The 26,049-nt window shown below is 45.4% G+C and carries 22 protein-coding genes; 9 read left to right on the forward strand and 13 right to left on the reverse strand.

The features are described from left to right. Positions 1-296 precede the first annotated feature (296 nt). The 9 genes from ACYRYY_RS04995 to ACYRYY_RS05035 all read right to left on the reverse strand — a co-directional run bounded on the left by ACYRYY_RS04995 (position 297) and on the right by ACYRYY_RS05035 (position 14,114). The gene (locus tag ACYRYY_RS04995) at positions 297-914 is read right to left on the reverse strand and encodes a 4Fe-4S dicluster domain-containing protein (RefSeq protein ID WP_460214444.1); all 618 of its coding nucleotides are present in this window, start codon (positions 912-914) and stop codon (positions 297-299) included. Positions 915-927: 13 nt separating this feature from the next. Further along, a complete protein-coding gene (locus tag ACYRYY_RS05000) occupies positions 928-3,819 on the reverse strand; it encodes a molybdopterin-dependent oxidoreductase (RefSeq protein WP_460214445.1) in 2,892 nt (963 codons plus the stop codon). A gap of 148 nt (positions 3,820-3,967) precedes the next feature. Continuing rightward, positions 3,968-4,432 carry a hypothetical protein gene (locus ACYRYY_RS05005; protein WP_460214446.1) on the reverse strand — a complete coding sequence of 155 codons (465 nt, stop codon included), beginning with the start codon at positions 4,430-4,432 and terminating at the stop codon, positions 3,968-3,970. 11 nt (positions 4,433-4,443) lie between these two features. Next, positions 4,444-5,883, reverse strand: a complete 1,440-nt coding sequence (locus ACYRYY_RS05010) for a hypothetical protein (RefSeq protein WP_460214447.1) — start codon at positions 5,881-5,883, stop codon at positions 4,444-4,446. 315 nt (positions 5,884-6,198) lie between these two features. Then, positions 6,199-6,900: a response regulator transcription factor gene (locus ACYRYY_RS05015; RefSeq protein ID WP_460214448.1), complete on the reverse strand. Its 702-nt coding sequence runs from the start codon at positions 6,898-6,900 to the stop codon at positions 6,199-6,201. 155 nt (positions 6,901-7,055) lie between these two features. Further along, the gene (locus tag ACYRYY_RS05020) at positions 7,056-9,437 is read right to left on the reverse strand and encodes a molybdopterin-dependent oxidoreductase (protein ID WP_460214450.1); all 2,382 of its coding nucleotides are present in this window, start codon (positions 9,435-9,437) and stop codon (positions 7,056-7,058) included. Beyond that, entirely contained in the window at positions 9,438-10,781 is a 1,344-nt protein-coding gene (locus ACYRYY_RS05025) for a sensor histidine kinase (protein WP_460214452.1), read from the reverse strand. It lies immediately after the preceding gene. A gap of 139 nt (positions 10,782-10,920) precedes the next feature. Beyond that, a complete protein-coding gene (locus ACYRYY_RS05030) occupies positions 10,921-12,069 on the reverse strand; it encodes an MFS transporter (protein ID WP_460214453.1) in 1,149 nt (382 codons plus the stop codon). 62 nt (positions 12,070-12,131) lie between these two features. Next, complete coding sequence (locus ACYRYY_RS05035) at positions 12,132-14,114, reverse strand: sigma-54-dependent Fis family transcriptional regulator (protein WP_460214455.1); 1,983 nt, start codon at positions 14,112-14,114, stop codon at positions 12,132-12,134. A 263-nt stretch (positions 14,115-14,377) separates the two neighbouring features. On the opposite strand from ACYRYY_RS05035, the gene ACYRYY_RS05040 reads away from it, so the two are divergent. From ACYRYY_RS05040 to ACYRYY_RS05080, 9 genes are all read left to right on the forward strand, one after another. Then, on the forward strand, positions 14,378-14,956 hold the full coding sequence (locus ACYRYY_RS05040; RefSeq protein ID WP_460214456.1) for a hypothetical protein: 579 nt from the start codon (positions 14,378-14,380) through the stop codon (positions 14,954-14,956). A gap of 39 nt (positions 14,957-14,995) precedes the next feature. After that, a complete protein-coding gene (locus ACYRYY_RS05045; protein ID WP_460214457.1) occupies positions 14,996-17,677 on the forward strand; it encodes a molybdopterin-dependent oxidoreductase in 2,682 nt (893 codons plus the stop codon). Positions 17,678-17,679: 2 nt separating this feature from the next. After that, positions 17,680-18,282, forward strand: a complete 603-nt coding sequence (locus tag ACYRYY_RS05050; protein ID WP_460214459.1) for a 4Fe-4S dicluster domain-containing protein — start codon at positions 17,680-17,682, stop codon at positions 18,280-18,282. Positions 18,283-18,336: 54 nt separating this feature from the next. Then, a complete protein-coding gene (locus ACYRYY_RS05055) occupies positions 18,337-19,017 on the forward strand; it encodes a TorD/DmsD family molecular chaperone (protein WP_460214460.1) in 681 nt (226 codons plus the stop codon). A gap of 91 nt (positions 19,018-19,108) precedes the next feature. After that, on the forward strand, positions 19,109-19,846 hold the full coding sequence (locus ACYRYY_RS05060) for a hypothetical protein (protein WP_460214462.1): 738 nt from the start codon (positions 19,109-19,111) through the stop codon (positions 19,844-19,846). 32 nt (positions 19,847-19,878) lie between these two features. Further along, positions 19,879-20,493, forward strand: coding sequence for a 4Fe-4S dicluster domain-containing protein (locus ACYRYY_RS05065; RefSeq protein ID WP_460214463.1), 615 nt, complete (start codon positions 19,879-19,881; stop codon positions 20,491-20,493). Continuing rightward, positions 20,490-21,290 (forward strand): 4Fe-4S binding protein, encoded by an 801-nt coding sequence (locus ACYRYY_RS05070; RefSeq protein ID WP_460214464.1) that lies wholly within the window; start codon positions 20,490-20,492, stop codon positions 21,288-21,290. The genes ACYRYY_RS05065 and ACYRYY_RS05070 overlap by 4 nt, the downstream gene beginning before the upstream one ends. Then, positions 21,287-22,522, forward strand: coding sequence for an OprD family outer membrane porin (locus ACYRYY_RS05075; RefSeq protein ID WP_460214465.1), 1,236 nt, complete (start codon positions 21,287-21,289; stop codon positions 22,520-22,522). Before ACYRYY_RS05070 ends, ACYRYY_RS05075 begins: the two co-directional genes overlap by 4 nt. A 95-nt stretch (positions 22,523-22,617) precedes the next feature. Continuing rightward, positions 22,618-22,797, forward strand: a complete 180-nt coding sequence (locus tag ACYRYY_RS05080) for a hypothetical protein (RefSeq protein ID WP_460214466.1) — start codon at positions 22,618-22,620, stop codon at positions 22,795-22,797. A gap of 135 nt (positions 22,798-22,932) precedes the next feature. Here ACYRYY_RS05080 and ACYRYY_RS05085 read toward each other — a convergent pair whose 3' ends face one another. Genes ACYRYY_RS05085 through ACYRYY_RS05100 form a run of 4 tightly spaced genes read right to left on the reverse strand, consistent with a single transcriptional unit; the run spans position 22,933 to position 26,047 of the window. After that, the gene (locus ACYRYY_RS05085) at positions 22,933-23,823 is read right to left on the reverse strand and encodes a SphA family protein (protein WP_460214468.1); all 891 of its coding nucleotides are present in this window, start codon (positions 23,821-23,823) and stop codon (positions 22,933-22,935) included. A gap of 39 nt (positions 23,824-23,862) precedes the next feature. Then, complete coding sequence (locus ACYRYY_RS05090) at positions 23,863-24,657, reverse strand: 4Fe-4S binding protein (protein ID WP_460214469.1); 795 nt, start codon at positions 24,655-24,657, stop codon at positions 23,863-23,865. Beyond that, positions 24,650-25,240 carry a 4Fe-4S dicluster domain-containing protein gene (locus ACYRYY_RS05095; RefSeq protein WP_460214470.1) on the reverse strand — a complete coding sequence of 197 codons (591 nt, stop codon included), beginning with the start codon at positions 25,238-25,240 and terminating at the stop codon, positions 24,650-24,652. The genes ACYRYY_RS05090 and ACYRYY_RS05095 overlap by 8 nt, the downstream gene beginning before the upstream one ends. A 15-nt stretch (positions 25,241-25,255) precedes the next feature. Then, entirely contained in the window at positions 25,256-26,047 is a 792-nt protein-coding gene (locus ACYRYY_RS05100; protein ID WP_460214471.1) for a hypothetical protein, read from the reverse strand. Between the last annotated feature and the right edge of the window lie 2 nt (positions 26,048-26,049).

The following is a 26,049-nucleotide window of genomic DNA, read 5'->3' on the forward strand; positions in this document are numbered from 1 at the left end:
CAACTTTGACTGATTGAAAATATTTGAAATCTTTTTAATCTTAGATATACATGAATAAAAAGAGGCGTAACTTTGCCTCTTCAGAAAAACAATTAAAATTTGTGGTCTTGACTTACACCGAGGATTCTGCCTCTGGGCATCTCTGTTGTTAAGGCGAACTCCGCCCAGTCAAGAAAGAATAGATGAGTAACAGTATTCAAACAATGTCAAATAAACAAAAGATTTTAAAATGGCAGGCTTCAAAAAGAAAGCAGCCGCCTCTGTGAAAAAAGCGGCTGCTTATTCTGTTATGGCTCCTAGTTCTTCGGTTTAAAGAAGATGGAGGGTACTGTATCTCCTGAAGTAAGGGAGTTACCGTTGATATCCCTGGAGGAATCGGGCATACCTACAGCGGTTCTTACTGCGGTGGGGTATTTTGCGCTGATCTCTTCCACTGTGCCGAAGTCAAGCGCTCTCTGGGGGCATGCAGCCACACATGAAGGCGCAAGACCATCATCAAGCCTGTCCCAGCAGAAAGTACATTTCTGCACAGGGTGAGCTACCGCCCAGCTTGCTTTCTTAACAGGTTCGGACTCATCGTCTCCAAACTGAGGAGCGCCGTAAGGGCACGCTACAGCGCAGGAACGAATGTTCTGGCATTTGTCACGGTCTACTATGACTATGCCGTCCTCTTTTCTCTTATAAATTGCACCCACGGGGCAGGCTGCCGTGCAGGCAGGGTTTGCGCAATGGTTGCAGGAAAGCACAAGGTTAAAAACCTTTACATTCGGAAAAGAGCCGCTTTCGGTTACGCCAAGCCTTCTCCAGCTCGCTTTGCCGGGTTTAACGTCATTCCAGTCTTTGCACGCTACAACGCAGGCGTGGCAGCCCATGCATCTATTCTGGTCAAAGTAAAATGCCATCTGTTTAGCCATGGTTTAATCCTCCCTACGCCTTCTCGATTTTGATACGGCAGTCGTTGCCCGATGTCATACCTTTACATATTCTTGCTGGTCTGGCTGTCATAAGAGTGTTTGTGCAGCCGCCGACATCAATTCCTGAGCTATTCTTCTGAAACCAGCCGCCTTCTGAAACATAAACGATTTTGGACGCAACTCTGTTTGTGATATGAGCAGAAGCGTACATTTTACCCCTGTCATTGCTCAGAAGGACTCTGTCTCCTTCCTGGATTCCCAGAGTTACAGCATCAGCAGGGCTTATCCACATTGGTTCGTAGATACCGTCTTCCCATACACCGTCTTTCCATTCACGTTCAGGCTTGAGGAAAGCTGCGTTACCGTCAGCATCTTTTTTATACTGCTCATTAAGGTAAGCAACGTTATTGTGCGTAGCATGAGTTCTGTACATTTTATGATAATTGTGCAGAGTAAATTCGTAGCCTTTGCTGTTTGAACCTGCGGGGTCATCGTGAGCAAGCTCATGACCGGGCTCCGTTATATCCACCGCATGTCTTCCCTCAACTGTGGGAATATACATAGGGATAGGATAAACAAATCTTCTGCCTGTGTTATCGCCATGGTGAGCAGAGAATATCGAGCCGCTGTTGGGAAGGTCAAAGTCTCCTGAGCCGTTATCGGATGTTATGTTATCGATATTATCATGATATCTGGCTTCATAATCCTCAACCATTCCAAGGCAGTAAGCTTCAAACTTGCCTGTGGGAGTTTTAAGAGGATTATTTTCAGGGTCGTCTCTGAAAGCCTTATACTGGATTGCAGCTTCCGCAGGAGTTGCTATCTCGGCAGCGCCTTTTTTGCAGATCTCGTCATAAGTCATACCGTAAACAGTGGTAAGGTCAGAGGCATCCCAGCCTGCACGAAGTCTGGCTTCCATACCTTCTTCACCAAGAGCATAGTCACCCAGATATTCATTGCCGAGACCAAGCTTTTCAGCTATTCCGGCGCATATGGTGTACTCGTCAAGAACTTCGCCGGGTGCTTCCGTAACCACATTAGACCTGATAAGTGTATCCTGACCAAACCAGCCTGTTATAAATGTGGGTTTTTCACCGATCATTTTTGAAGGCAGTATGTAGTCAGACATGGTTGCAGATGCAGTCATAAAAGGTTCAAAGTTTACAATAAGCTCGCACTTTGATTTATCCTTATATATTTCCCAGTTATAGTTAACATCACCGCTGTTATTTACCATGATGTTTGCGCCGGAAACAAAAACTGCTTTACCGAAGTTAGCAGGAAGGCGTTTTACCTGTCCGTCATTCCATTTTGATTTACCTGTTCCGGCGTTATCGAATCCATCCGGTACAACGAATGCAGGAACATTCACTCTGCATGCAGTAGGCATGTAAGAAACAGGAGAAGTGATCCTGTCTTCAGCGTAGAGCCCGCTCATGGCTATTTCGTTAGCCAGGAACATATCAGCTGGGTCAGGTCCATAAGCACCGGCTTTCGCAGCAACAACAAACCCTGAAGAGCGTCCGGCGTCGCCGAAGTTTTTCGTAACAACAGAAAGAACACGGTTAAGCCATACTGCCTGCTCACTTTCTGTGTGGCGCTGATAGCCGAGCCCAATGTGAGTGGTAACTTTTTTCGTCAGATAAAGTTCCGCAAGTTCACGGATTTTTGCAGCGGGAACACCAGTGATTTTCTCTGCCCATTCGGGAGTTTTCGCTCTCTGACCCCATATATGCACGCTTTTGCCGTAAAGCACATCGTCAGGGTTGACGTTGTAGCCAATAGTATCGGGATAGATGGAGGTTTTATTGTTATATCCGCCTGTTAAAAGGTCACCTTCATCACCCATAATGAACGCTGAAAGTGAACCGCCGTCCGGCACTGCATATTTAGCCGCATCCACATCAGGATGAAGCAGACTGTTGCCGTTATCAAAAAAGCCGTAAAGATGCTTATTGATAAAATCAACATCAAGCTTATCAAAATGATTTTTCAGGATGTGGTAAAGCATTGCAGTAATCAGTGCAGCATCTGTGGAAGGCATGGTACTGACAAACTCACCGTCAACAGTTGCTGCAGTTTTGGAAAGCCTTGTATCAATAACAGTTACAGGGATACCTCTTTCCTTACACTGTGTAAGATACCAGCCTGTGTTTGTATCGTAGATTGTCTCCATGGGGTTGTACGCCCAAAGAACAAGATGATCAGTATTAAGCACATCCTGCCTTGAGTTTGCCAAAGGGAGATAATAGTCTTTACCTTCAATGAGTGCGCCCACATGTACAACAGCAGGTACGCTGTAAGAACCGTAGTGTTTTGTATATCCGCCGTTATGAAGTACAAGAAGCTTGTTTACACCGTACCATGACCAGCCGCTGAAGTCGCCTGCGGCATGGATTTTGTGGTATGCGCCTCTGCCGTGGACAGTTTTTATCTCCTGCATTTTCTGTGCTATTTCCGTGTATGCCTGTTCCCATGTGATTCTTACGAACCCATTGAGATCGCCTCTCTCCCCTGTCTGCTTGAGAGGATAAAGAACACGGTCTTTACGATAGAATGACTGTCTTCTTGAACGGCAGCGTACGCAGGCTCTGAACTGAGGTTTATCTCCATTATTCATATCGAGATCTTCACGTTCATCTGTCACGATTCTTTTAATTACACCGTCTTTAACATAGTGCTTTGTAATGCACCCGCCGCCGCAGTCGTTAGGGATGCAGCTTATTATAGCCGTTTCTGTTATCGCAGGTGCGGAGGGACGGTTTTCTTCATCCTCTTCCATGTATGTTTTTCCGCCGTCGCCGGAGCCGCCGCAGCCATAAACTGCTGCTGTCGCACCTACTGCGCTCACTCCCTTAAGGAAATCACGGCGGGTTACCTGATTAAGTTTATCTTTAAGACTCATATTATCCTCCTAATTACCGACCCAAAAACTGCTTCCATGCGTTTTTGAGCAACGTTACGCCCGGGATAAACCCGTGCTATACTCCACTTCACTGCATATTATGCAGTCCTGCATAACATCAGCTCCGTGAGGCACATCCCTGTGCCTTTCAGTATGCATTAGGCGCATGCGCCGTTTTGTGGCATACAAAGCATGTGTTGTCCTGCACAGGGTAGTGGCAGTTGTTGCAGTGTCTCTGAAGGCCAGCTCCCGAACCGCCCCAGCCGGGTCTGTGATCCGCAGGGGGAGTTACGCTGTGACACTCTATACAGCTGTCTTCCTTATGGCAGGTCGTACATGAGCTTCTGTCCCATCTAGCCTCAAGTCCGTGACCTTTCTTTGTCCACGAAGGCGTATGGTTTCTCGGAGATACCTCCTGATGACACTGGATACAGCTAACCTGATCTGTATGGCACTCAAGGCATTCCTGCTTGTTTACCTTACTCGCTGAACCGTGTCTGTCTATCCATGACATGTCATGGCTGGAGGGTTTATTGGATTCCACAGCAAAGGCATACATCGCTATAAGCAGCATACCCATTACCATAGAGAGTACAGTTATCTTCGCTTTCATAAATCTCCTCCCTAGAAAATAATGTTAGCCCACAGCTCTGCCGTGTAGTTCTTGTCAAGGCTGGAATCAACATCATCATAGAACTCTGTGTCTTCCATGCTCAAGTCAGCCATAAGGCTTAAGTACTGCACAGGCTGATACTGTCCGCCGACATAGTAGCTTCTTACGGAGTCCTTCCTCTTGTCGTTTACGTAGTCATACTCGTAACGGTTAAAGGAGGTTCCTGCCCATACATCCATAGTGCGTCCTACTTTCTGGCTTATCTGAACACCGTACTGAAGACGCTCGTTGTCGTCTGAGTCCGCTGTGTTCTTGATGTCCCAGTAGTCTACACTGAACGATATGTAAGTGTTCTCTGAAGGGAGTCCGAAAATGTCGAATTTACCTTTGATTCTCGAATAATCACGGTTGTCGAAGTTCTCTTTACCGCCCACTGCCTTAGCCTCATAAGCCAGACCCGCTGCGAAGTTCTGAAGGAATGACTGATAAACTGCAGCTTCATACTTGTTGTACTTGCTTGCAGCAAGAAGAGTATTCGTCAGAGGGTTCACTACGTAAGAGTTCTCATAGTCAACCTCGTCAAGAAGACCCTCATACTTCAACGTGACGATAGTGCCTGTGGCTGCTACTTCATACACGCCTTCGGCGTTCACTGTGGCAGCATCATTCAGAAGCGTGTACTCAAGAACAACATTACCGTTAGGGATAGCCTGATCAACTCTCAGCTTAGTGTAGTCGTCTTCTATGTCTGTTACATCAAGACGGACATACTCGGCGCCTATCTTAGTTGTTTCCATCACCTTTACATTGATTCCGCCGCCGAAGAGGGTGTCGTCATCAATATCGTAATAGTAGCTTACGGGCTTGCCTCCGAAGGCATAGACCTCAACCATATCACCGAGTTTCACTGAAGCGTCTGCTCCGTCAAGCTGGAAGGTGTTCTGGTGGGAAAGATAGAAGCGTCCTACGTTGAGGACTGTGTTCTTGATTACGCCGTCGAACTGAGCATAACCGTGGTAAAGTCTCGGAGCCCAGTCATCGTAGCCGAGCTGGGTATCAAGAGCGTCACGGTGATAATAGTAGTAATCATCGCCCCAGCTCTTCTTGTGGTCTCCGTCAATGTCATCAGCGAATCTTGCGAAAGCGGCAAATCTTACCGTTCCGTCTCCAAGCTTAACTGAATCTGTGTGGACTCTCAGATACTGATAAAAGTCCTGATCGTCTGCGTAGTCGTTTGTACGCAGTCTGTAGCGTGACGTCAGCGTGAGGTAGACCTTAGTGTCATCTGTAAGACCTATACCTTCGTAGCTCTCCTTAAACTGTCCGGGAGAGACCTGCTGCGTCCAGCTGTCCGGCGTGTTAGACGCGCCGTTCTCAAATGCTTCCGCCTTCATTGTCAGCGTGGACAATAAAAAACAGAAGAGCATACACATAACCGACAGGTAGCGCATACTTCCTCCTTTGTTAAAATGTATAAATAAAATCCGGCAACCATATTCCGGATAACCATGCTGTAGTTTCTGAAAAAAGCTACCAGACAGAAAGTGAAACGAAAGTGAAATAAGACCAACTATTTGTATGAGTATAATTTATTATTAAAAGAACATACGTTCCTGATATATTTTTAATATCAGACATAGACAGATGAATAAAAACATAAACAACATTTATATTTTAGGGGAAAATTAATTATTAATAAAAATAGACAAAGATATACTGAGCGGATATGAACTGTTTAATCAGTAAGATAGAGTGATTTTAAATATTTAATAACATCTGTCAGAAGCAGCCTCCGCATAGTTATCGTCAATTTTGTATCCTCTGCCTCGTATGCAGTGAAGGAGCTGTTTATCAAATGGTTTATCAACAAGCCGCCTCAGCATGTAAAAATGTGATTTCAGTGAGTTGCTCATGGGAGGCTGATCTTTCCATATATCAAACTCAAGCTCCTCTCTTGTGACTATTCCCGGATATTTCTCCATGAGGCGCAGCAATATCCTGAAACAGGCATGGGGAAGAGTTATGCGTACGCCGTCACGCTCTGCCAATCCGTTTTCAGGATCAAGAGTGAGGTCGGCAACCCTGAAAACACTTGCAACGCACTGCCTGTATCTCCTTGTCAGAGCCCTGAGCCTTAAAAGAAGCTCCTCAAGGTCAAAGGGTTTTGTGAGATAATCGTCTGCACCTGACTCAAACCCCTGCACCTTGTCGCCAAGCATAACCCTTGCAGTAAGCATCAGCACAGGTATCTTAAGGCGCATGTTCTGCCTTATTCTTTTGCAGATCTCAAATCCGTTTAATCCATGCAGATTAATATCAAGAATCACAGCGTCATAGTTGTTTTCATGCAGAAGTTCCAGAGCAAAATCCCCGTCCATTGCATAATCCAGACTGTTCCCGTGCCTTTCGAGGAAATCTATGATGTTTTCTGAGATATCCGGATCATCCTCAACCAGCAAAAGTTTCATACCTTCAGATCCCTGCATTCTATTTTCCATCAAATCACCCGCATTATTTGACAATATTAGTTCCATATCAGTGAAACTTTAGTGAAGCGCCCTTGTAAACAAATATTCACAGGCAGAAACCATCTCCAACTCTTCTGTAATCTGAAGCTTTTTACCTATTTCACAAAGTCCAGAATCACAGGACACTCATATGCGGTGTTCTCCGGAGGAGTTTTTTTAAGCTTTTTAATTCCCACAAGACAGGTATTTGCAGAGATAGCCTGTGCAAAACGTGATGTGGGACGATCCGATGTCAATACATTCACCTGACCTGAAAGACATCTGGAATTCTTTTTTAAGGGGTTTTCAGCGCAATACCATGCACCTTCCGCCACTGCCACAACTCCGGACACAATATCATCTGTCAGGAATGCACAGGAAACTATGCTGCCTCTGTCATTATAAATCTCAACAAGGTCATCGTGCTTAATACCCAGCTTTGAGGCATCGCCTTTGTTAATAAGAGCAGGCTCCCGTTTGTCAACTTTGTATTTGACACTCAGAGAAGTATTGTCCAGCTGGGAGTGCAGTCTGCGCTCAGGGTGGGGAGTCAGGAGCTGGAAAGGATATTTCTTTACCAACGGAGAGTTAATTCCCTCTGTGGGCTCCAGCCATACAGGATACCCCGGACAGTCGCTATAACCGAATGAGGCTATTTTCTCACTGAATAACTCTATCTTTCCTGAAGGGGTGCGAAGATGATTTTTAACAGGATCTTCTCTGAAATCAGCATAGCGTACATATTCAATACTGTCCTTCGGCGGAGTAAAATGGACGTACCCCTTCTCCCAAAATTCCTCAAAAGGCACATGTGACTTCACTTTTCCGTAGCTCCACCGAATCCACTCATCGGCGGTTTTTCCTTCGGTAAATTCCTTTTCAAAGCCGAGCCTTTTTGAAAGCTCCTGAAAAATATCAAAATCGTGCTTTGCCTCAAACATTGGCTCTATAACCTTTTTCATGGCAAAAATATATTCAACGCCATAGGATGAGCCGAAAGAGATGTCATTTCGTTCAAAGCTGGTCGCCACAGGAAGCACTATATCGGAATATTTTGCAGTGGGTGTCCACCATGGTTCATGAGTGATCACAGTATCTACCCTGCGGATCCCTTCGATGAGCTTATTCACATCGGGGTGATGACCTATCGGCGTTACCCCGGCGGAATAGACAAGTTTTATATTTGGATAGGTGAGTCTCCGCCCGTTATAGGCGATTGTTTTGCCCGGATTAAGCAGAAGTTCCGCCATTCTGGAAGCGGGAATATTAATCCCAACCGGGTTCTTTTTCTGAGAAAGCATAAGGGGAATGCCTGCACCTGAGTATGGAGTTCCGGCGCCGCAGAAGGACATATTGAAATAGAGTCCCCCGCCGGGCAGCCCTATCTGCCCTATCATGCACCCAAGAGCAACAAGGCTCCAATGGAACTGTTCCCCGTATTCAATTCTCTGACACGACCAGCTTCCGGAAAGGAGAGTCCTGTGTTTCACGCTCATTCTGGAAAGCTCTTTTGTTTTTTCCGCAGGCACACCGCATATTTTTTCCGCCCATTCTGCGTTTTTCACAACGCCGTCAGTTTCACCTTTGAGATATTTAAGAAATACATCAAACCCTACAGTATATCTGCTTATGAATTTTTTATTGTACAGGTTCTCCTCATACAGGGTGTAGCACATTGCAAGTATCATTGCCACATCGCTTGCAGCCTTTATAGGCACCCATTCGCTCCCCAGTGCCTTGATTGTGGCACTCTTGGTGGGGTCGATATTAACAAACTTGATCCCTTTGTCACGCATCTTCCTGAACCATTCATTGCCTGTGTGTATAGGCACCTGGTAGTCAATTTTGTCTGTCTTAAAAGGATCTGTGCCCCACATTAAAAGCAGCTCCGTGTGCTTCAGCACCACTTCCCTTGAAGTCTGCTGGCTATAAACCTCCATATCCCCCATTACATAAGCAAGAAGCTGGGCTGCTGCTCCCGCTGAATAATCACCCACAGTGTCGCAGAAACCGCCGAAAATACCGAGCATTCTGCCCTGAAGCCCTGCTGCCTGATGTATTCTGCCGGGGTGAGCCCATCTGGCGTAGGTGGATTTAAAAATAGACTCATTGCCGTATCTCTGTTTTGTTTTCACAAGTGATTCGGCTAAAAGATCAAACGCATCGTCCCAGCTAACCCGTACAAACTCTTCAGCGCCACGCAAATGCCTGTTGTCTGAACCGTTCAGATAGCTTTTCCTTACGCACGGATACTTAATCCTGTTCGGAGCATAAATGGCCTCATTCAAAGCATAGAGAATGTCCACAGGATCCATATCCATTCCCATAGCTTCAATTTTCACCACTTTCCCCTGCTTGACATGAGCCTTAACAGGACCGAAATGTGTGGCATGAACAATAACCTTCTCTCCGCTTTCCGCCAACACTTCAGGGCTCCATGTCAGAGCGGTAAGAACCGCCGCTGCCGTTTTGATAAATTCTCTTCGGTTCAAACGCATTCAATCCTCCAAAGGCATCTTACGCTGTCCGGAAACGGATGCGTTGCTGCCGAAATAAATGACAGCATCAGAACCTGTTTTCCCATCAGACTTAAGCTCAAGCTTCCAGCCCAACTGAGTACACATCCTGTGCGCAATAGTGAGCCCAAAGCCAAATCCATCAGCCATGGCAACTCCCTCTGCATCATTTAAGCTGTCTCTTACATACTGCGGTATACCCGGACCAGTATCTCTCACGGATATATAGGTTTCGTGTATTGAAACCACTACCTCTCCTTTTTTTGTATAGGTAATGGCATTTCTTATTATGTTGCTCACGACAATGTAGAAAAATTCAGAAGCCACAGGCAGGACAATACCCGCATACTCGCAGACCTTCACTTCAACCGGCTTGTTTCTGATCAGGTAGCTGTTATTTTCCACACTTTCCCTTATCACCGATGCAGCCCTGCATGAGCTGCCGCTTTCATGCCTTTCCTGACGGGAGAGCCACAAAAAGGAGTTAATCAGGTGTTCCATATTAAGCGCTGCTCTTTTTATACGGGAAATAACATTCTGCGTTTTTTCACTGCTGCATTCCGGTTCCTCAGTCAGTATCTTTACAGCTCCCTGAACCACCGTTACAGGCGAACGCAGCTCATGGCTGGCGTCCCGTGCAAAAGCCTTCTCCCTGTCCAGTGCGGACTGCATTTCATTTATGGAATGCTCCAAGGCTTTTGCAAGAAAGCCCACCTCATCATTCCTAAAATTTGCGGCGAGGTTTTTTGGTAATTTTCCGTCTAATCTCCTGCCTTTTATGATTCTTGTGAGCCGTACCACTGGCGACACAGTCTTGTATGAAGTTACTATCCCGAAAAGAAGCCCCACAATAAACACTGGCACAAGGATGACGGTGAAATAAGTTCTGGAAACATTAAGTGCAATCTGATCAGTGAGCAGTGTGGTAACGTTAAAGAGTATATAAAACCTCTGACCGTTTCCAAGATCTCTCACGGCAACATAATAGTTCTGTTTGTCATTATGCTTTTCATAGTTTCCTTCAGGAATCTCAGCAAGATCTTTTGCCGCCCATTCAGGAAGAAGGTCTTCACCCAGATATGAGGTCATGTAAGGAGATTCCGGCAAAAGGATCTCAGAACTGAAAATCACCGGGGAAAAAGGAGAATTAACAACTGACTCAATATACCTGTCTGTTTCGAGTTTAAGCCTTTTCTTCAAGGTGTATTTTTCTGCATATTTAGTTGAAATCAGAATACCGGCAGCAAGCGCCCCGCCAAGAAGGATGCTGAAGACAACAAATACCAGAACTATTCTTAAACGAAGTGATTCGCTAATAAAACTCACAATAACTGCACCATTGTTGATCAAATATAAAACCATTAACGTATTAATCAATCATTATCCGAACAGTAAGGTGAAATGAAAGTGAAACGAGAACTGCAGTAATGGGCCTCCGTCTCTATTCCTCTAATGTTTTACACTGCTATCTGACATCTATCATAAATGATGCCATCAGGGCGCACAGCAGAAGAGGAATCATTATAATCCCTGCCGTCTGCCACGAATAATGACCTGCTAAAAAGCTGAATAACACCGGACCGCAGAACATTCCGGCATTTTGTCCGAGCGCTATAACAGACATCCCTTTACCGGTAAGATGCGGTTCTTTCATTATTTCTGAAACAGATGAAAAAGTTGCCGTCGGCACGATACCCCCCGTTATTCCAAGAATTATAAGCAGAAAAGGGAAAGCGGTAACTCCGGATGTGAAAAGAAAAAGCATCACAAAACAGACCATGACAAGACCTGAGATCAGAATTATTTTTCTTGACTTGAGCAGATCGGAAAACCACCCGCACAGGGGTGCGGAAGCAAGAGAAAAAAGCATAATAAGAGCAGTAAACATCGAAGCTTTCAGCAAAGAGAGCCCCAGTTCCTCCTCAAGAAAAATAGGTGCATATGTTTTTACAGATACAATAACAATATTATAGATCATAAAAACAGCAGCAAGAAGCCAGATGCTTTTGTTTGAATAAGACCAGCGACAGACCTTGCCGTCTGTTTTATATTTCACAGTGAAACCACCAGGCATATGAAAAAATACAAGGAAAGCAGCAAGTGCAACCAACGTGTAAACAGAAGTGAATATCCACGCATTCTGCCATACTCCGAATGCCGGAGCAGCAATAAACATTATGATTGTTCCGATAGGAACCCATGTTGCCCATACGCCCATTGCCGCGCCTCTCCGCTCCGGCGGAAACCATGCGGAAATAGCAGCAGGACCTGTAACAGAAATGAGACAAAGCCCGATCCCTTCGATTATACGGCTGAAAATCAGCATATCCAAAGAGGTTGAAGTTCCACCCATAACAGATCCGGCAAGCAGTGCCAAAAGGGCAATGGTTCCGGAAGGCTTCATCCCTATTCTGCCTATAATGTGACCTGAAGGAAGTGCAAACAACATCCCTACAAGGGCAAACAAGGACATAAGCCATCCTGAGACCTCAATGCTCATGTCAAAATGCTCCACCAGCTGCTGCATCATGGGCGGCACTTTAAACTGGTTAAGAGGTGCTGCCACACCTGCAACAAACACGATGAGCAAAATTAAATAACGATTGTTATGCATTTTTCCCTCAGATACATTAAATTATGGGTATAGCAGTGTATATGATATCTATATCCTGTTTATCAGTTTTTTATTTTCCGGTATAAAGTCGCCCTGCTTATTCCCAGAGTTTTTGCCGCCTCTGTGGCATTTCCGAGTTCCTTGATTGTTTTCAGAATAACATCCTTTTCCAGGTCTTTAAGAGCATCCAGTTTGTTAGAGAGCGAATATTTTACTCCGCCTGTTATATCGTGAGGCAGATCTTTCGGGGTGATGACTCTCCCCGCTGCAACAGTTACTGCATATATCATTGCATTCTGGAGCTGCCTTACATTCCCCGGCCAGGGAAACTCCATAAGGATTTTTTCAGTTTCCCCGGCCAGTGTACAGACAGGCATATTAAAGTTGTTGCAGGTGCTTTTAATAAAGTTATCCGCAAGGAGAAGTATATCCTCACCCCGTTCTCTGAGAGGAGGCAGCTCAAGCTTTACAACCGCAAGCCTGAAATACAAGTCCTGACGGAATTTTTCTTCCGTAAAATTGCCGCATAGAGTTTTGTTAGTTGCGGAAATAATTCTGAAATCAACAGGAATACTTTTATTACCGCCGATTCGTGTCACTCTTTTCTCTTCCAGAACACGAAGAAGAACAGGCTGAAGCGCAGGAGGCATATCACCGATCTCATCAAGGAAGAGAGTTCCGCCGTTTGCATATTCAATCTTCCCTTTTCTTCCTGCTTTTTCCGCACCGGTAAACGCCCCGCTTTCATAACCGAAAAGCTCGCTTTCAATAAGATTCGCAGGAATCGATGCACAGTTGATCGCAACAAACGGACCTGATTTATAATAGAAGTTGTGTATTGCCTGAGCAAAAACCTCTTTTCCCGTTCCGCTCTCTCCGAGAAGCAGTATGTTAATCGGTTTGCGGGAAACCATCTTTGCGGTATCTTTCAGAGTTTCCATAATCTGACTTTTACCTATTATTCTATCGAAAGTAATGCTGTGAACTCTCGCAGAATCTTCGGTCGTTACACTTTCGGTTTTCTTTCTTATGCGTATAACCGCACCTTGGGCATGCTTGAGACGATCTCCGTGAAACGGGTCAATATCTACAATAAAATGCTCCGAAGAATCAGTTTTCAGCATCAGGTTCTGATCGAGAACAGCTCTTCCTGTGTGCAGTGCATTTATTAAAGCTGTGGAGTCTGAGAGTATGGTAAAAAGATTAATCTTTGAATCACTTGAGAGATTCAGAAGCCTTGCTGCTTCTTTGTTTATGTTAATAATGCGTCCTGAATCATCTATTGAAATATAGCCGTCTTCAATATGGGCGAAAGTTGCCTTAAGGGTTGAATTCATGAGCTTAAGGCGTTTATCTCTCCGAAACAGCTTAAGCTGACTGCTGATTGCGGATGCCACGGAAGTTACCCAGCCTAATGTATGGGTCATCATTCTGGTTATATCTGCGTTTCTCTGAACAAGCCTTATGCTTCCTATTGTTTCCCCGTATTCATTGAATATCGGGGCAGCGGAACTCAGGTTGCTTTCAAGAAACTTGTAAAAATTAGCCGGACCCATTATCTGAATAGGGCGGCTGTAGGCAAGAGCAAGGGTATGAGCGGTACAGCCGACATATTCCTCACTCCAAATATCTCCGATATCAAGCATAAAGTCATTCCATATCCTGTCAGAGTTATTTGTTTTGCTGAGAAGAATCCCGTTTTCATCGGTAATTGACATTGTAAAGTCAGTTCCTTCAAGTATCTCCTGAAACTCTTTTATGAAGCCTGTCGCAACTTCTATGAAAAGACTTTTCTTTTCCTTGATACGCTCAAAATCACTTTCACTGAGCTTGGGAACTTTGATCGGGTTGTCCCATCTGATTCCGCAGCGTATGGAGCGTGTCCACATTTCAATTATTTCCTCAGGGATAAAAGCTGCATCATCAGGTAGTTTTCCGGTTTCAATAAGCGTCTGTTTTGCTTCAGTGACTTTTCTCCAGACCTCTGGATCACAACTGGTTAGGACAATAGGCTTAAGCTGCCATATCTGACTTTTCTTTTTCATAAAACGCCTCTGTGCTGAACTTGCGTAAAATCCAGCTAAATAAAAAATACTGACTTAAATATGAGACAGATCTCACTTTTGAGACACTCATAAAGAAACATACCAAAGATTATATACTTGATAATATTCAACTTTTACCAAGAAAACCAATTGGCATTTCCATTGCATTATATAAACAAGCAAACTCACTGCCCAACGGAAATATAGTTCCTGCTGACGGAGAGAGCAACAAAGTTAATTAATTTTTATTTCAGGAGAACTTTATGAATCAAAATACTCAGACTGCAAATCACGCGTCAGAGGCTGATGAACTCTTTATAAAAATAGCCTCCGAACCCGCATCACGGGAAATCATGTACAAAACTCTCAATTACTGTTTCACTCCCCGCCCGCTGGAAGAGATCAAAACTCAGATAAGAAAATGGGTTGGGGCCAAAGCGATGCTTCATTCGGCTCAGGCAGTTGTCAACTGTCTTTTAGAGTCCGGGGGGCTGGAAACTCTTAAAAATGAGAGCGCCATAGAGCTTCAGACAACCCCGGCAGGAAAAACCGTGGCGGATGCTGCGGCTCCAAATAAAAGGCTGCATCAGCTTTTCAGAAACTCGCCTGAATATGCGGATATTTTCATAACAATTATCCGTGCCTGTGCGCAGCCGAAAACAACGCAGCAGATTGAGAGCATGTTGGCAGATAACGAAATAATGGCACGAGAAAATATTTTTGCCAGTTACTTCATCGGTGAACTGGAGGACGCAGGCGCCCTTGAATGGGATGTTAAGTGGGTTTCAACACAGTCGGGCATGGAAGCTGCCGCAGAGAGAAACCTCTTAAATCATAAATAACAACAATATGTTATGCGCAATTTTAATTAGGAGGATTTAATGCAACATTTTAAACTGAATCGTAGGGATTTTTTAAAGGCTACAGCAGTTGCCGGTACTATGGCATCAGCTGGCTCGCTCCTCGGCGGCAGCCTTGTACCCGGAGCGGAAGCGGCAACAACTGATGACACTCAAATCATCAGAACAAACTGCCGAAGCTGTACAGCAGACTGCGGCGTTCTTGCCCATGTTAAAAACGGGCGTGTTGTGAAGCTTGACGGCGATCCTGATTTTTCCAGAAGTGAAGGCGCACTTTGTGTCAAAGGGCTTTCCGGAATACAGGCACTCTACCACCCTAACAGACTTAAATACCCGCTTAAAAGAGTCGGTCTGAGGGGGGAAAACAAATGGAAACGTATTTCATGGGAACAGGCTATAGATGAGATAGCCCATAAACTTATGGAAATAAGGGCGAAATACGGCGCAGAATCAGTATTTGCATCAACAGGCGGAGGCGGAAACCCCAACTTCAACGGCGCCTGCAGGTTCTGCGACACTTTTGACACACCGAACTGGTTTGAGCCCGGCGCTGCTCAGTGTTATATGCCCAGAACACTTATCTACGGCATGGCATACGGAGATAACAAGTCCTATCAGGGTACAGATACCAGCCTTGGCGACTCAAACGGTGTCGAACTCTATTTCTATAATGAAAGAAACGCCAAAAGCCTTGTTATGTGGGGCACAGCTCCCGCTTACAGCGGACCTTCACAGGCAGGACGAGTTCTTGCTGAAAACAGGGCAAGAGGTCTGAAAACAGTTGTCATTGACCCTCGTTTCACTCCGGATGCTTCAAAAGCAGATATCTGGCTGCCCATCAGACCCGGAACAGATGTGGCTCTGGGGCTGTCATGGGTTCGTTACATCATCGCAAACAAGCTTTATGACAAAGACTTCTTACAGAAATGGTCAAACCTGCCTTATCTGGTAAATACAAAAACAAAAATGATGCTCAGAGGCAAAGAGCTTTTCAAAAATGCTGATGACAAAACATTTGTCGTCTGGGACACTAAAACAAACTCTGCAAAACCCCTTCCCTTCCCATATGACGACAACTTAGACCCTGCGCTTGATGGAACATTCACAATAAACGGTGAAGAGTACAAAACCGGATTTCAGCTTCTCAAGGAAAGAGCTGAACCCTGGACTCTGCAAGCTGCCGGAAAAGAATGCTGGCTTGAGCCGAAATCAATAGAAAAAGCAATACTCATGTTTGCAAAAGACGCCCCCTCCAGTATAGCACTCGGCGTGGCAACAGACCAGACCCCCAACTCAACTCAGGCAGCGCAGGTTACTGCTGTTCTGCATATTCTCATGGGTTATTTTGAAAAACCGGGCGTCCTGCTTCAGCGTTATGAAGACAAGGGCGTCGGAGGACTCCTCAGAACAACAAAACTTAAAAGCTTCCTCTCTGAAGCACAGCTTCATAAACGTCTGGGCTCTGTTGAGCATAAAGGTATGCTCCACTGGTGGATTGCACAGCCCACAGCAATACTTGAAGCCATGACTACCGGCAAGCCCTATAAACTTAAAGCATGGCTTGAACGTTCAGGCAACAAGCTCGGCACAGTGGCAAATGCGTCCGCATGGGTTGAGGGAATGAAAAACCTTGACCTGATCGTGCATATCTTCCTTTACCCCACATCTTTCTCTGCTTATTCCGACTATCTTCTGCCTGCAACGGAATGGCTTGAGTCAGACTTCATAACTGCTTCCTTCAACAAATGCTTCTCACGCAAGGCTGTTACACATCTTTATGAAACAGCTAACGAGACATGGATCTGGGCTCAGATAGCAAAACGCTGCGGAGAGCTGGGGCATGAAAACTGCAAACGCTCTTTCGACAAAGCTCAGACAGCGCCAGAATCACCCTATTACAACACATACGAAGAGCAGCTTGACCATTGGACAAGCTTTTTCGGAATGACATGGAAAGAATACAAAGACAAGACGCCTTTTGAATTTACTCCGATGGAAAGATTCAGACGCTACTATGTTTACAAAGAAATCAACCCTAAGACAGGCAAAGTAAAAGGCTTTAACACAGGAACAGGTAAAGTGGAAGGCTATATGGAAAGCCTTATCATTCTGGGTCGTACAGGTCAGCCCTTCACAACCTATCCTCTGCCTCCGGCAACCAAGGATTACGATCCGCTGCCTTACTACCTCAAACCTTCAGAAAGTCCCGATAATGAAGTAGGTAAAGAATATCCTCTTGTTATGACCAACGGACGCCTCCCCTTCTGGCATCACACAACTCTGAGAAATATCCCGTACCTCAGAGAGATCAAGCCATACGCAGAACTGTGGGTACACCCGGCTGATGCCAAGAAATACGGTGTATCTCAGGATGACTGGGTTCAGATCGAATCAATGAGAGGAAAAATCCACGCGAGAGCGCTTGTTACTGAAGGAATCGCAAAGGGAGTAGTTTATATGGAGCGTTTCTGGAACCCGGAAAATCTTGATACTCCCACCCACGGCTGGCAGGAAATGAATGTGAATGTTCTTTCCAAACAGACCGCTCCTTTCAATGACTTATGCGGAACGTATACCCTCAGAGGCTATCAGGTGAAAATATCAAAAGCCAAAGAAGCTCCAAAAGGCATCTGGACCGAACCGAAGCAGTTTGAACCATGGATGCCCCAAGTGTCTGACAAAACTAAAACAGTGGAGATTTAACAATGAAAAAAACAGCGTTAGTAATAGACCTTGACCGTTGCATCGGATGCTACTCATGCGAGATCGCCTGCAAGAATGAGAATAAAATCGACCTCGGGGTGCAGTACAATAAAGTCTTCACCATAGGTCCCACAGGCAGCTTTCCAAATCTGGAGATGTACTACCTCCCTGCCGTATGCCAGTCATGCGAAAATGCTCCCTGTGTGGAAGTATGTCCCACCGGCGCATCATATGTGGATAAAGACGGTGTAATACTCGTTGACAGCAAGAAGTGTATCGCCTGCATGTCGTGCATATCCGCATGCCCCTACGGCGCACGTAAATTCAATGAAAAACAGCAGTACGTTGAAAAATGTACAATGTGTTCTCACCTTCTGAATGCGGGAGATCAGCCCGCATGCGTTAAGGTTTGCTGTGCTAAAGCCAGATTTTTCGGTGACGTCAATGATCCGGAAAGCAAAGTTTCCAAAATTATCAAGGAAGCCGGCTCCGCTGCCCGCAGCCTTCCCGATGAAGGAAACCACCCTGCAACACGCTACATACTGCACGATAAAACAGCAAAATGGCAAAACAAGAAATCATGGACATTCTTTGAGAACATCTGACAACAAAATTATGGGGCGGCAGCACTGCCGCCCTGTAAAACAGGAGAGCCGAAAATGGAAACAATTGCAGAATATACTGAAATAAACGGCTGCCGTGAAAGCATGTATCTCTTTCTCATGCATTTATACAAATCGGAAGTTGATGAAAGCCTGTTCATGCAGATGAAGAATGCTGCATATCCCGAAGACGGAAACACCGAAATCACCAACGGATACAGGATTATAAAAGGCTATCTTAATCTTCCGCATACAGATCCTCTGACAGATCTTGCGGTTGACTACGCAAAAGTATTTCTCGGAGCCGGAATTGTGGATCCCAAGAAAGTCGCCTACCCGTATGAGTCCGTCTACACCAGTCAGGAAAGACTGATAATGCAGGACGCCAGAGACGAAATGCTCCGGATTCTGAGGGAAAATAAGCTGGGGCTTGAAAACAGCTACAACATACCCGAAGACCATATATTTGTTCAGCTTGAATTTATGGCACATATCTGCGGAGAAATACGCAAAGCCTTTGAAAAAGATGATAAAAAAGCAGCAGCCGTTCTTCTGGGTGAACAGAAACAGTTCATAGAGAACCATCTTTTAAACTGGGTTCCGGAATTATGCTCCGATATTAAAAAATTTGCCCTGACTGATTTTTACAAAGGTCTGGCTATGATTACCGAAGAATATACAAAAATGGATCTTGCCGTTGTTGAAGACATGTTATCCGCATGTACCACGCCTGAATAGCGAGGCATGTATGTATACTAAATGGCAAATGACATTTTTTTTGTTTTTAGGCATCGTAAACGCCGGGATATTGCTCTGTATTGCAGCAAAAATGATCACAGATTCCGGAGAAAAGGCTGAGAAATATGCTTTGGCTGTTTTCCTGACAAGCTTATTCGCAGTCCTTTCTGTTGCTCTGGGACTAAATAATCCGGCCGGAATCATCAACATACTAGCCAAACCCGGAACAGGACTTAGCAGTGCTGTGATATCCCTTGCAGTGTCTGCTGTTTTCGGACTGGTTCTCTTCATCAGAAAACCTTCAGGTATGTACATTGCCTTTACATCAGCGGCAGTGTCAGCCGCAGTTATATTCTGCCTGTCCAAGCTATACATGATCAGCACCAGACCAGCTCTGCATACTTTTCTTTTGTTAAGCCTGTTTATTGCGCTTTCCGTGCAGTTTACTTCAGTGCTGGCGGTAACAGACAGCTCATGCAGTAACAGCTTTTTCAGGAAAAAATCTATCATTTCACTGTGCATTCTCAGCGTAAGCGTTCTGCTTTTCGCCGCTTTTATACTGAGAATCAAAATGCTGGCTCCTCCCGACAGGATACTCTCCTTTGAACAGCTCACATCGGGAAGCCTCGCACCGGTGATGTGGGGAGCGGTGTTAACAATGTTTGTGATCCCTGCGCTTGCTTCTTTTATACCGGCGCTGAGAAAGCAGCCAGCATTGAATACGATATTCAGACTGTCCGCTGCACTGGGAATATTCCTGCTGAGTATTCTGATAAATCAGATGCCCGCAATGACAGGAACTGTCGGCGGAGGAAGAATACTTTTCTGAGGCATTGTAAAGGGTATTTAAAGAGTTCAGATATGAAAATTTCCAGAAGAACATTTATTAAACTGATCTCGGTGGTATCAGCAGCACCAAAGCAGGCGCTCTGTGCGGAGAATGACAGACAAGACTTTCTGAGACCTCCCGGAGCTGCTTCAGAAAAGGAGTTTCTGGAGAGGTGCAACAGGTGTCAGAAATGCGTGCAGGTGTGCCCAACAAATGTGGTGATGCCGGCTTCCCTTTCTTACGGGTTAATTGATATGAACACTCCGGTAGTTACTTTTAAGGTGTCTTATTGCAACTCCTGCATGAAATGCACTGAAGTCTGCCCTACAGGAGCACTCAAACCCATCAGCAAAGAAAAACTTGATATAGGAGTGGCGGTTATATCTGAGACAGACTGTGTGGCATGGGAATGGACAGGCTGCACTGTGTGTGTGGATGAATGCCCGCTGAAGGCCATATATCTGGATGAAAACAAACGCCCTGTGGTGATACCTGAAAAATGCAACGGTTGCGGGATATGTGAGTTGAAATGCCCGTCCACTGCGCTGCGTAAAACCACCCGGAATAAAGGTGTAATAGTTAAACCCAGAACAGACGGCGTACCGGCGAGAGAATACAGCGAAGAAGCAGGGAGCGGTAAAAGTTGAAACGGCTGCATTTATCCAAATACAGAATTCTGACCCTTGCCGGAGGTGTAATCATCATCACGGCAGCTTTTTTTATCGGCACAGGAGTGGGCTCATACTGCACACTCTGCCCGCTGGGGTTTCTGCAGATAGCAGCTGCCTCTGGCAGTCTTCCGACAGGCATGCTGTTCGGTACGCTCTCAGGGCTTATAGCCGTGCTGGTTTTGGGGCGTTTTTTCTGTGGCTGGTTCTGCCCGACAACTCTCATAAAAAAAGTATTCGGCAGCAACGGCAAAAAATATCAGCCTTCGGAAAAAGCCAACAAATATATAAAAAGGCTTCCGGTGCTGATTGCGGCTGGCTCTGTCGCTGTATCATTTTTAGCAGGATTTCCGGTTTTTTGCCTGATCTGCCCTATAGGCATTTTTTTCGGTTTCATCTTTGCAGTCCTGAAAATGCTGTTTGTACTTGAACCGAGCTGGAACCTGATAATTTTCCCTGCAATCCTCGCAGCGGAAATACTGATATTTAAGAAATGGTGTTCTTACATATGCCCGGTATCCGCATTATTCTCCCTTGTCTCAAAGATACCTTTTGTCAGGTTCAGACCAGTGCTGAACAGCCAGACATGTATTTCACACAGCGGAGGACTCTGTTCATCCTGCATAAGATCCTGTCCGGAAGGAATAAACATTACAGAAAACGATGAAGATATGAACACAAAATGTACAAGCTGCATGGAGTGCATTGACAACTGCCCAACACACTCACTCTCCTATGCGCGGAATAAAACCAACAATAATCAGGAGGATTTATGAGAAAGCTACTTTTAATTTTTTCAGTGACATTCTGTACGGCGCTCTTTAGTTTTGCTGCCGACAATGTAAAGGATATGTTCGCTGACGGTTCGCTTAAAGGCGAAATCAGAATACTCAGTTTTCAGAGGAACTTTGACAAAACCACACCGGACAGGCTGGATAATGCCGCCGGCGGATTGCTGTATTACCGCACCGCATCCTTTAAAGGAATATCGTTCGGTGCAGCTTTCGCAACGGCAAACAGTATCTTCAATGACGATGATGATGCCGTTTACAGCCTTCTTGCCAGAGATGAAGACGGAAACCACAAAAGTGTCACCCGTCTTCAGGAGTATTTCATCCAGGGCGAATGGTTTGATACAGTCATCAAATACGGGGCGCAGGAAATCAAAACCCCCATGTTCAACATTCATGACATCCGCATGATGCCCAGAACTTTCAAAGGGCTTTCCATCGTGAACAATTCCCTTGAGAATCTTACTCTTTCTGCTTACTACATCACAGACTCAATGGGATGGAGTGATGATGAGTTCATCACACTCTCCAAAGCTGTTGCGGACGAACCCGGAGGCGCTGCATCGATATCTGAAGATAACCACATGGCAATCTTCGGAGCATCATACAATATTCCCACAGATGCTGTGAAAGCCAATGTTCAGGGCTGGTTTTACACCATGGAGGATGTTTACAGAGAGACCTTTTTCAAGGCTTCGCTGAGCAAAAAATTCGGCGAAACAAACATTTATTTCAACCCTTCATACTTTACTCAGAAATCTCAGGGCGATGAACTCAACGGCGAAGCTGACACATACCAGTACGGCTTCAACACAGGTGCGGTGTTTAAAGGCTTTAATGTTACAGGCTTTTATGCCAAAACAGGTGACGATGGTCTTGTTCTCCCATGGGGTGATGATAAGGTTGTAATCCAGCAGGTACTGGCATCGGGCAGAGCAGAAGAGGACGTTTACGCAGTGAAAGCGGCTTACGACTTCTCCCGTATAGGTCTGAAGGGTCTGAGTGCATATGTTTTCTATGCTGAATATGATGTACCGGAATCAACAGGCAAGGATCAGTCTGAAATAGATTACAGTGTTCAGTATGCCTTTTCAGGAACTCTGGACGGACTCAGCCTCAGGGCAAGATACGCTGATATAGATGTTAAAGACGGCGGCGAAGGCTACAACGACATCCGATTCTACGCTATCTACAAATTTGCCCTCGGCAAAAAGTAAAAATAAATACCGATATCAAACAGCGGGCAGAAATGAACTGTACGCTATAATTTAGACAAATAAAAAACGGCGGTGACCGATAACCGGAAACCGCCGTGAACTTACTAAAAGAGTCGTATTGTATACTGAATAAATCCGCAAAAAATGAGGACTTCTTTACTCCGCATCTTGAATCACTTCTGAAATTCTTCGGCAATGAAAATGTGAAACCCATCGTTGCCGAAGGTCTTGGTGTAATCCCTGAAAAAGCGGCAAAAATTACGCTTTCTTTTTAAAAACTGAAGCTTTATACAGGCAGGCAATTCTAAGTTTTAAAAACAGAACACCTGTCTCTAGCTTAATTAAAGACACTTACAAAAAAGCTGAGAGAGACGAACTCTCTCAGCAATTGTTAATGATAAAGGAGGAACTTAGAACGCTTTTACGAGTTTAAGCCAGAACGCATCGCCTTCTTTTGTGTCCCGCGCTCCGAACTCTTTGTAGTATTTTGCCACAATCTGCCCTTTTAAAGCAGGTATTGTGTATTGAACTTCTGGTCCCACAGCGAAAATACGGTCTTTTTCATCTGTGGTTTTATCGCTGCCTTTGTCCTCTGTAACCTGCCAGTGCGCATAGCCTGAAATACCCACATCCCACAGACCGAATGTTCTTCCGAGACCGTAATCTATATCTACATCATCTCCGAATGTAACATCTGTTGCCCTGTTTTCCAGATGCTTTTCATAACGGGCTAAAAAGCCGAAGTGCCAGAGCCTTTCAGGATCAAAATAGACAGTGTATCCTCCTGAAAGCTGGAAAGTGAAATGGTCGCTGCCGATATTCGCTGCATCTCTTTCATCATACTCACCTGTGGGCAGATAGACGGCTCCGGCGAGAAGTGCATCGTATCTGGGCTTGTGCCACGCAAGGGCAATGGGCTCAATGGTAATATCCCCTATTCCTGTTGAGGAATCATCAACTCCAATTCCGCTCATTTCGATATTAAGATTAACCGTGGGAACAATCAGATTCATACCGTAATCAGCTCCGAAGATCTTTTTATTGGTAACATAAACAAAACGGTGAGCCATAGCAAATATTGTGGCGTCAAAGCCGTTGTCTATCTTATCTCCGTCCGCATCTTTCAGTTCATCTGATGTGTAGTACTGGTTGTACATAACGTAGTAAAAACCGGGACCGGGCAGAGTAGCCGCTTTCAGACCCTCAGAACCCAGAGGATAGTCCTGTGCCGCAGCGGACAAGGCGAGGCAGAACATAAACATACAGGTTAACAAAGTTTTTAAGCCTAACTGTTTTTTCATAATCAAAACTCCTCATATTTATTTTGAGACAACACATCTCTAACTGTTTTTTCTGTCCGGCTTCCATGTACTGTATAATCCGTAGCCTATGGAATCAGTCGGACAGGCATCTCTGCACGCCATACAGGATGTACAGCGTTCAGTTCTTTCATTGCTGCTGACTAAAGTGCTTTCCCCTTCGGGGCATACATCCCTGCACACTCCGCAGGAACTGCCGGAACAGGTTTCGCTGTTCATCTCCGGTCTCAGCTTCGGACCGAGAATCTTTGAAATAAGCATAAATACTGCTGAAACAGGGCATATGACTGAACACCACCTCCTGAAAATGAAGACTTCCGCAAATATCACCGCCGGAAAAATGATAAGATTCCAGCTTGGCTCCATAACAACAAACAGTTTAAAGAATGCGAATACTGCCCCGAAAAACAGCCCTATGGGGCAGACAAGGCAGAAAACAGGAAACTTAAGCAGAAACGAAAGGATAACCGCTGCCGCAAGAACAGCATAAGGCAACAGCTTTTTGTATCCGCCGGATTCTCCGCCTTTGCACGCAGTGCATTTGTCAGTGCCGCACATTGAGCGCAGAAGTGTTGTTGTACAAAGCCATGAGCAGAAAAAACGTCCCAGTATATAAACAGCCAGCACACCGCCGAATACAGCAGGGATCATTTTTACAGGCACGCTTCCGGAAGCTGCGCTGATTTGGAGAAACCCGACCGGACAGGCATTACAGAAAGTGCCTGTTCCGAAGGATACTGCCGTTCCTGCAAGGATCAGCAGTGCCGAACCATACAGCACAAGTTTGCGGATTCCGGTAATTCTGATTTTACTCACGGAAACCTCCTCCGGCTTCCGCCTCTGCTCTGTTTATGACTATTATCCCCTTATTCTGTATGTGCGAACGGAGAGACGGCGCAGGGCATACGACCTCACATATCCCGCATCCGTTGCATTTATCTGTGCGGATCACCGGTCTTTTCGCCTCATCAAGCTCAATCGCCTTCAGAGGGCACTTATCCACACAGACGGTACAGCCCGTAAAGTCCCACGCCACACAGTCTTTTTTAACGATAACCGCAGCCCCTATATCAAGAGTCTCCTTAGTAACTGGCTTGAGCGCTCCCGTGGGGCAAACCTTTGAGCATTCAAGGCATGAATTGCAATAGGACTTTTTGAATGATACATGGGGTGTATTCACACTCATCAGCCCGTTTTCCAGCGATGCAGGCACAATTACCCTCGTGGGGCAGACCTGCACACATTTCTGGCACCTGTTGCATCTGGCAAGAAATTCATCTTCCGCCACAGCACCCGGCGGGCGCAGAAACGTACTCTTTCTTTCACCGGCAAAAACTTCCCCTGCTGATGCCAGACATCCCGCCGCAAATGCAATGAAGCTCCTTCTCGAAAATCTCATCAAGCTAACCTTTCCCTAATAGAAGAATCTTCCTTCAACGCCCCTTGAGACCACAGGCATCTGATTAACAAGCATACTGAGCAGAAAGAGCCCTGCTGTTCCGCACACAAAAACAAAAAGCCTGTATTTCACTTTTATAAAACTGACAGCCAGTGCAGCAGCAGGAGCAATCAGTGTGACCACAACAGAAGACCAGAAGAGGCAGGCAAGATCCCCAGACAAAAGCTTCGGAAGCTGAAGCACTCTGTCATGAACAGAAGCAGAGCCTATCCGGTAAAGGAAGAAAACCGCCGTGATGCAGTATGCGGATACCGCCGTAACATAGAACCTGAATATAAAGCTCTCCTTTCTCCAGTCATTCAGAAGAAAAAGAGCAATGTACATACACAGGAAAAGGAACATCAGAAAAACCGCCGGAGTATCAAGGGCGGGGCGTGTGACGATCATGTACACCCTTGAGAAGCAGTAAATGCACACCGTAGTAAAAACTGCTGTTGCTATTCCGGATATTGTTCCGTTTTCTCTCTTTTTTAATAAGAGCAGCCCCGCAGGAATAAGCAGTATGTCGGCTATTATGGCACTGCTTAAACCGGAGGCGGGATGTCCCAGAATATTCATGATTTTCATCGGGCTGCCTATTGTGAAGCAAAATACCGCAGCAGATATAACCGCAGCGGCAGCTCCGGCAAAGGCCGCAGCACGGTACGGTTTTTCCTGCTGAAGTGCTCTGAAAGCACCCCCCAGAGCCATTGATGCGCTCAACATGCCGAAAAACAGAAAAAATGTCATATTCCATTTTGTAAGCATGA

The organism is Geovibrio sp. ADMFC3 (assembly GCF_054687035.1).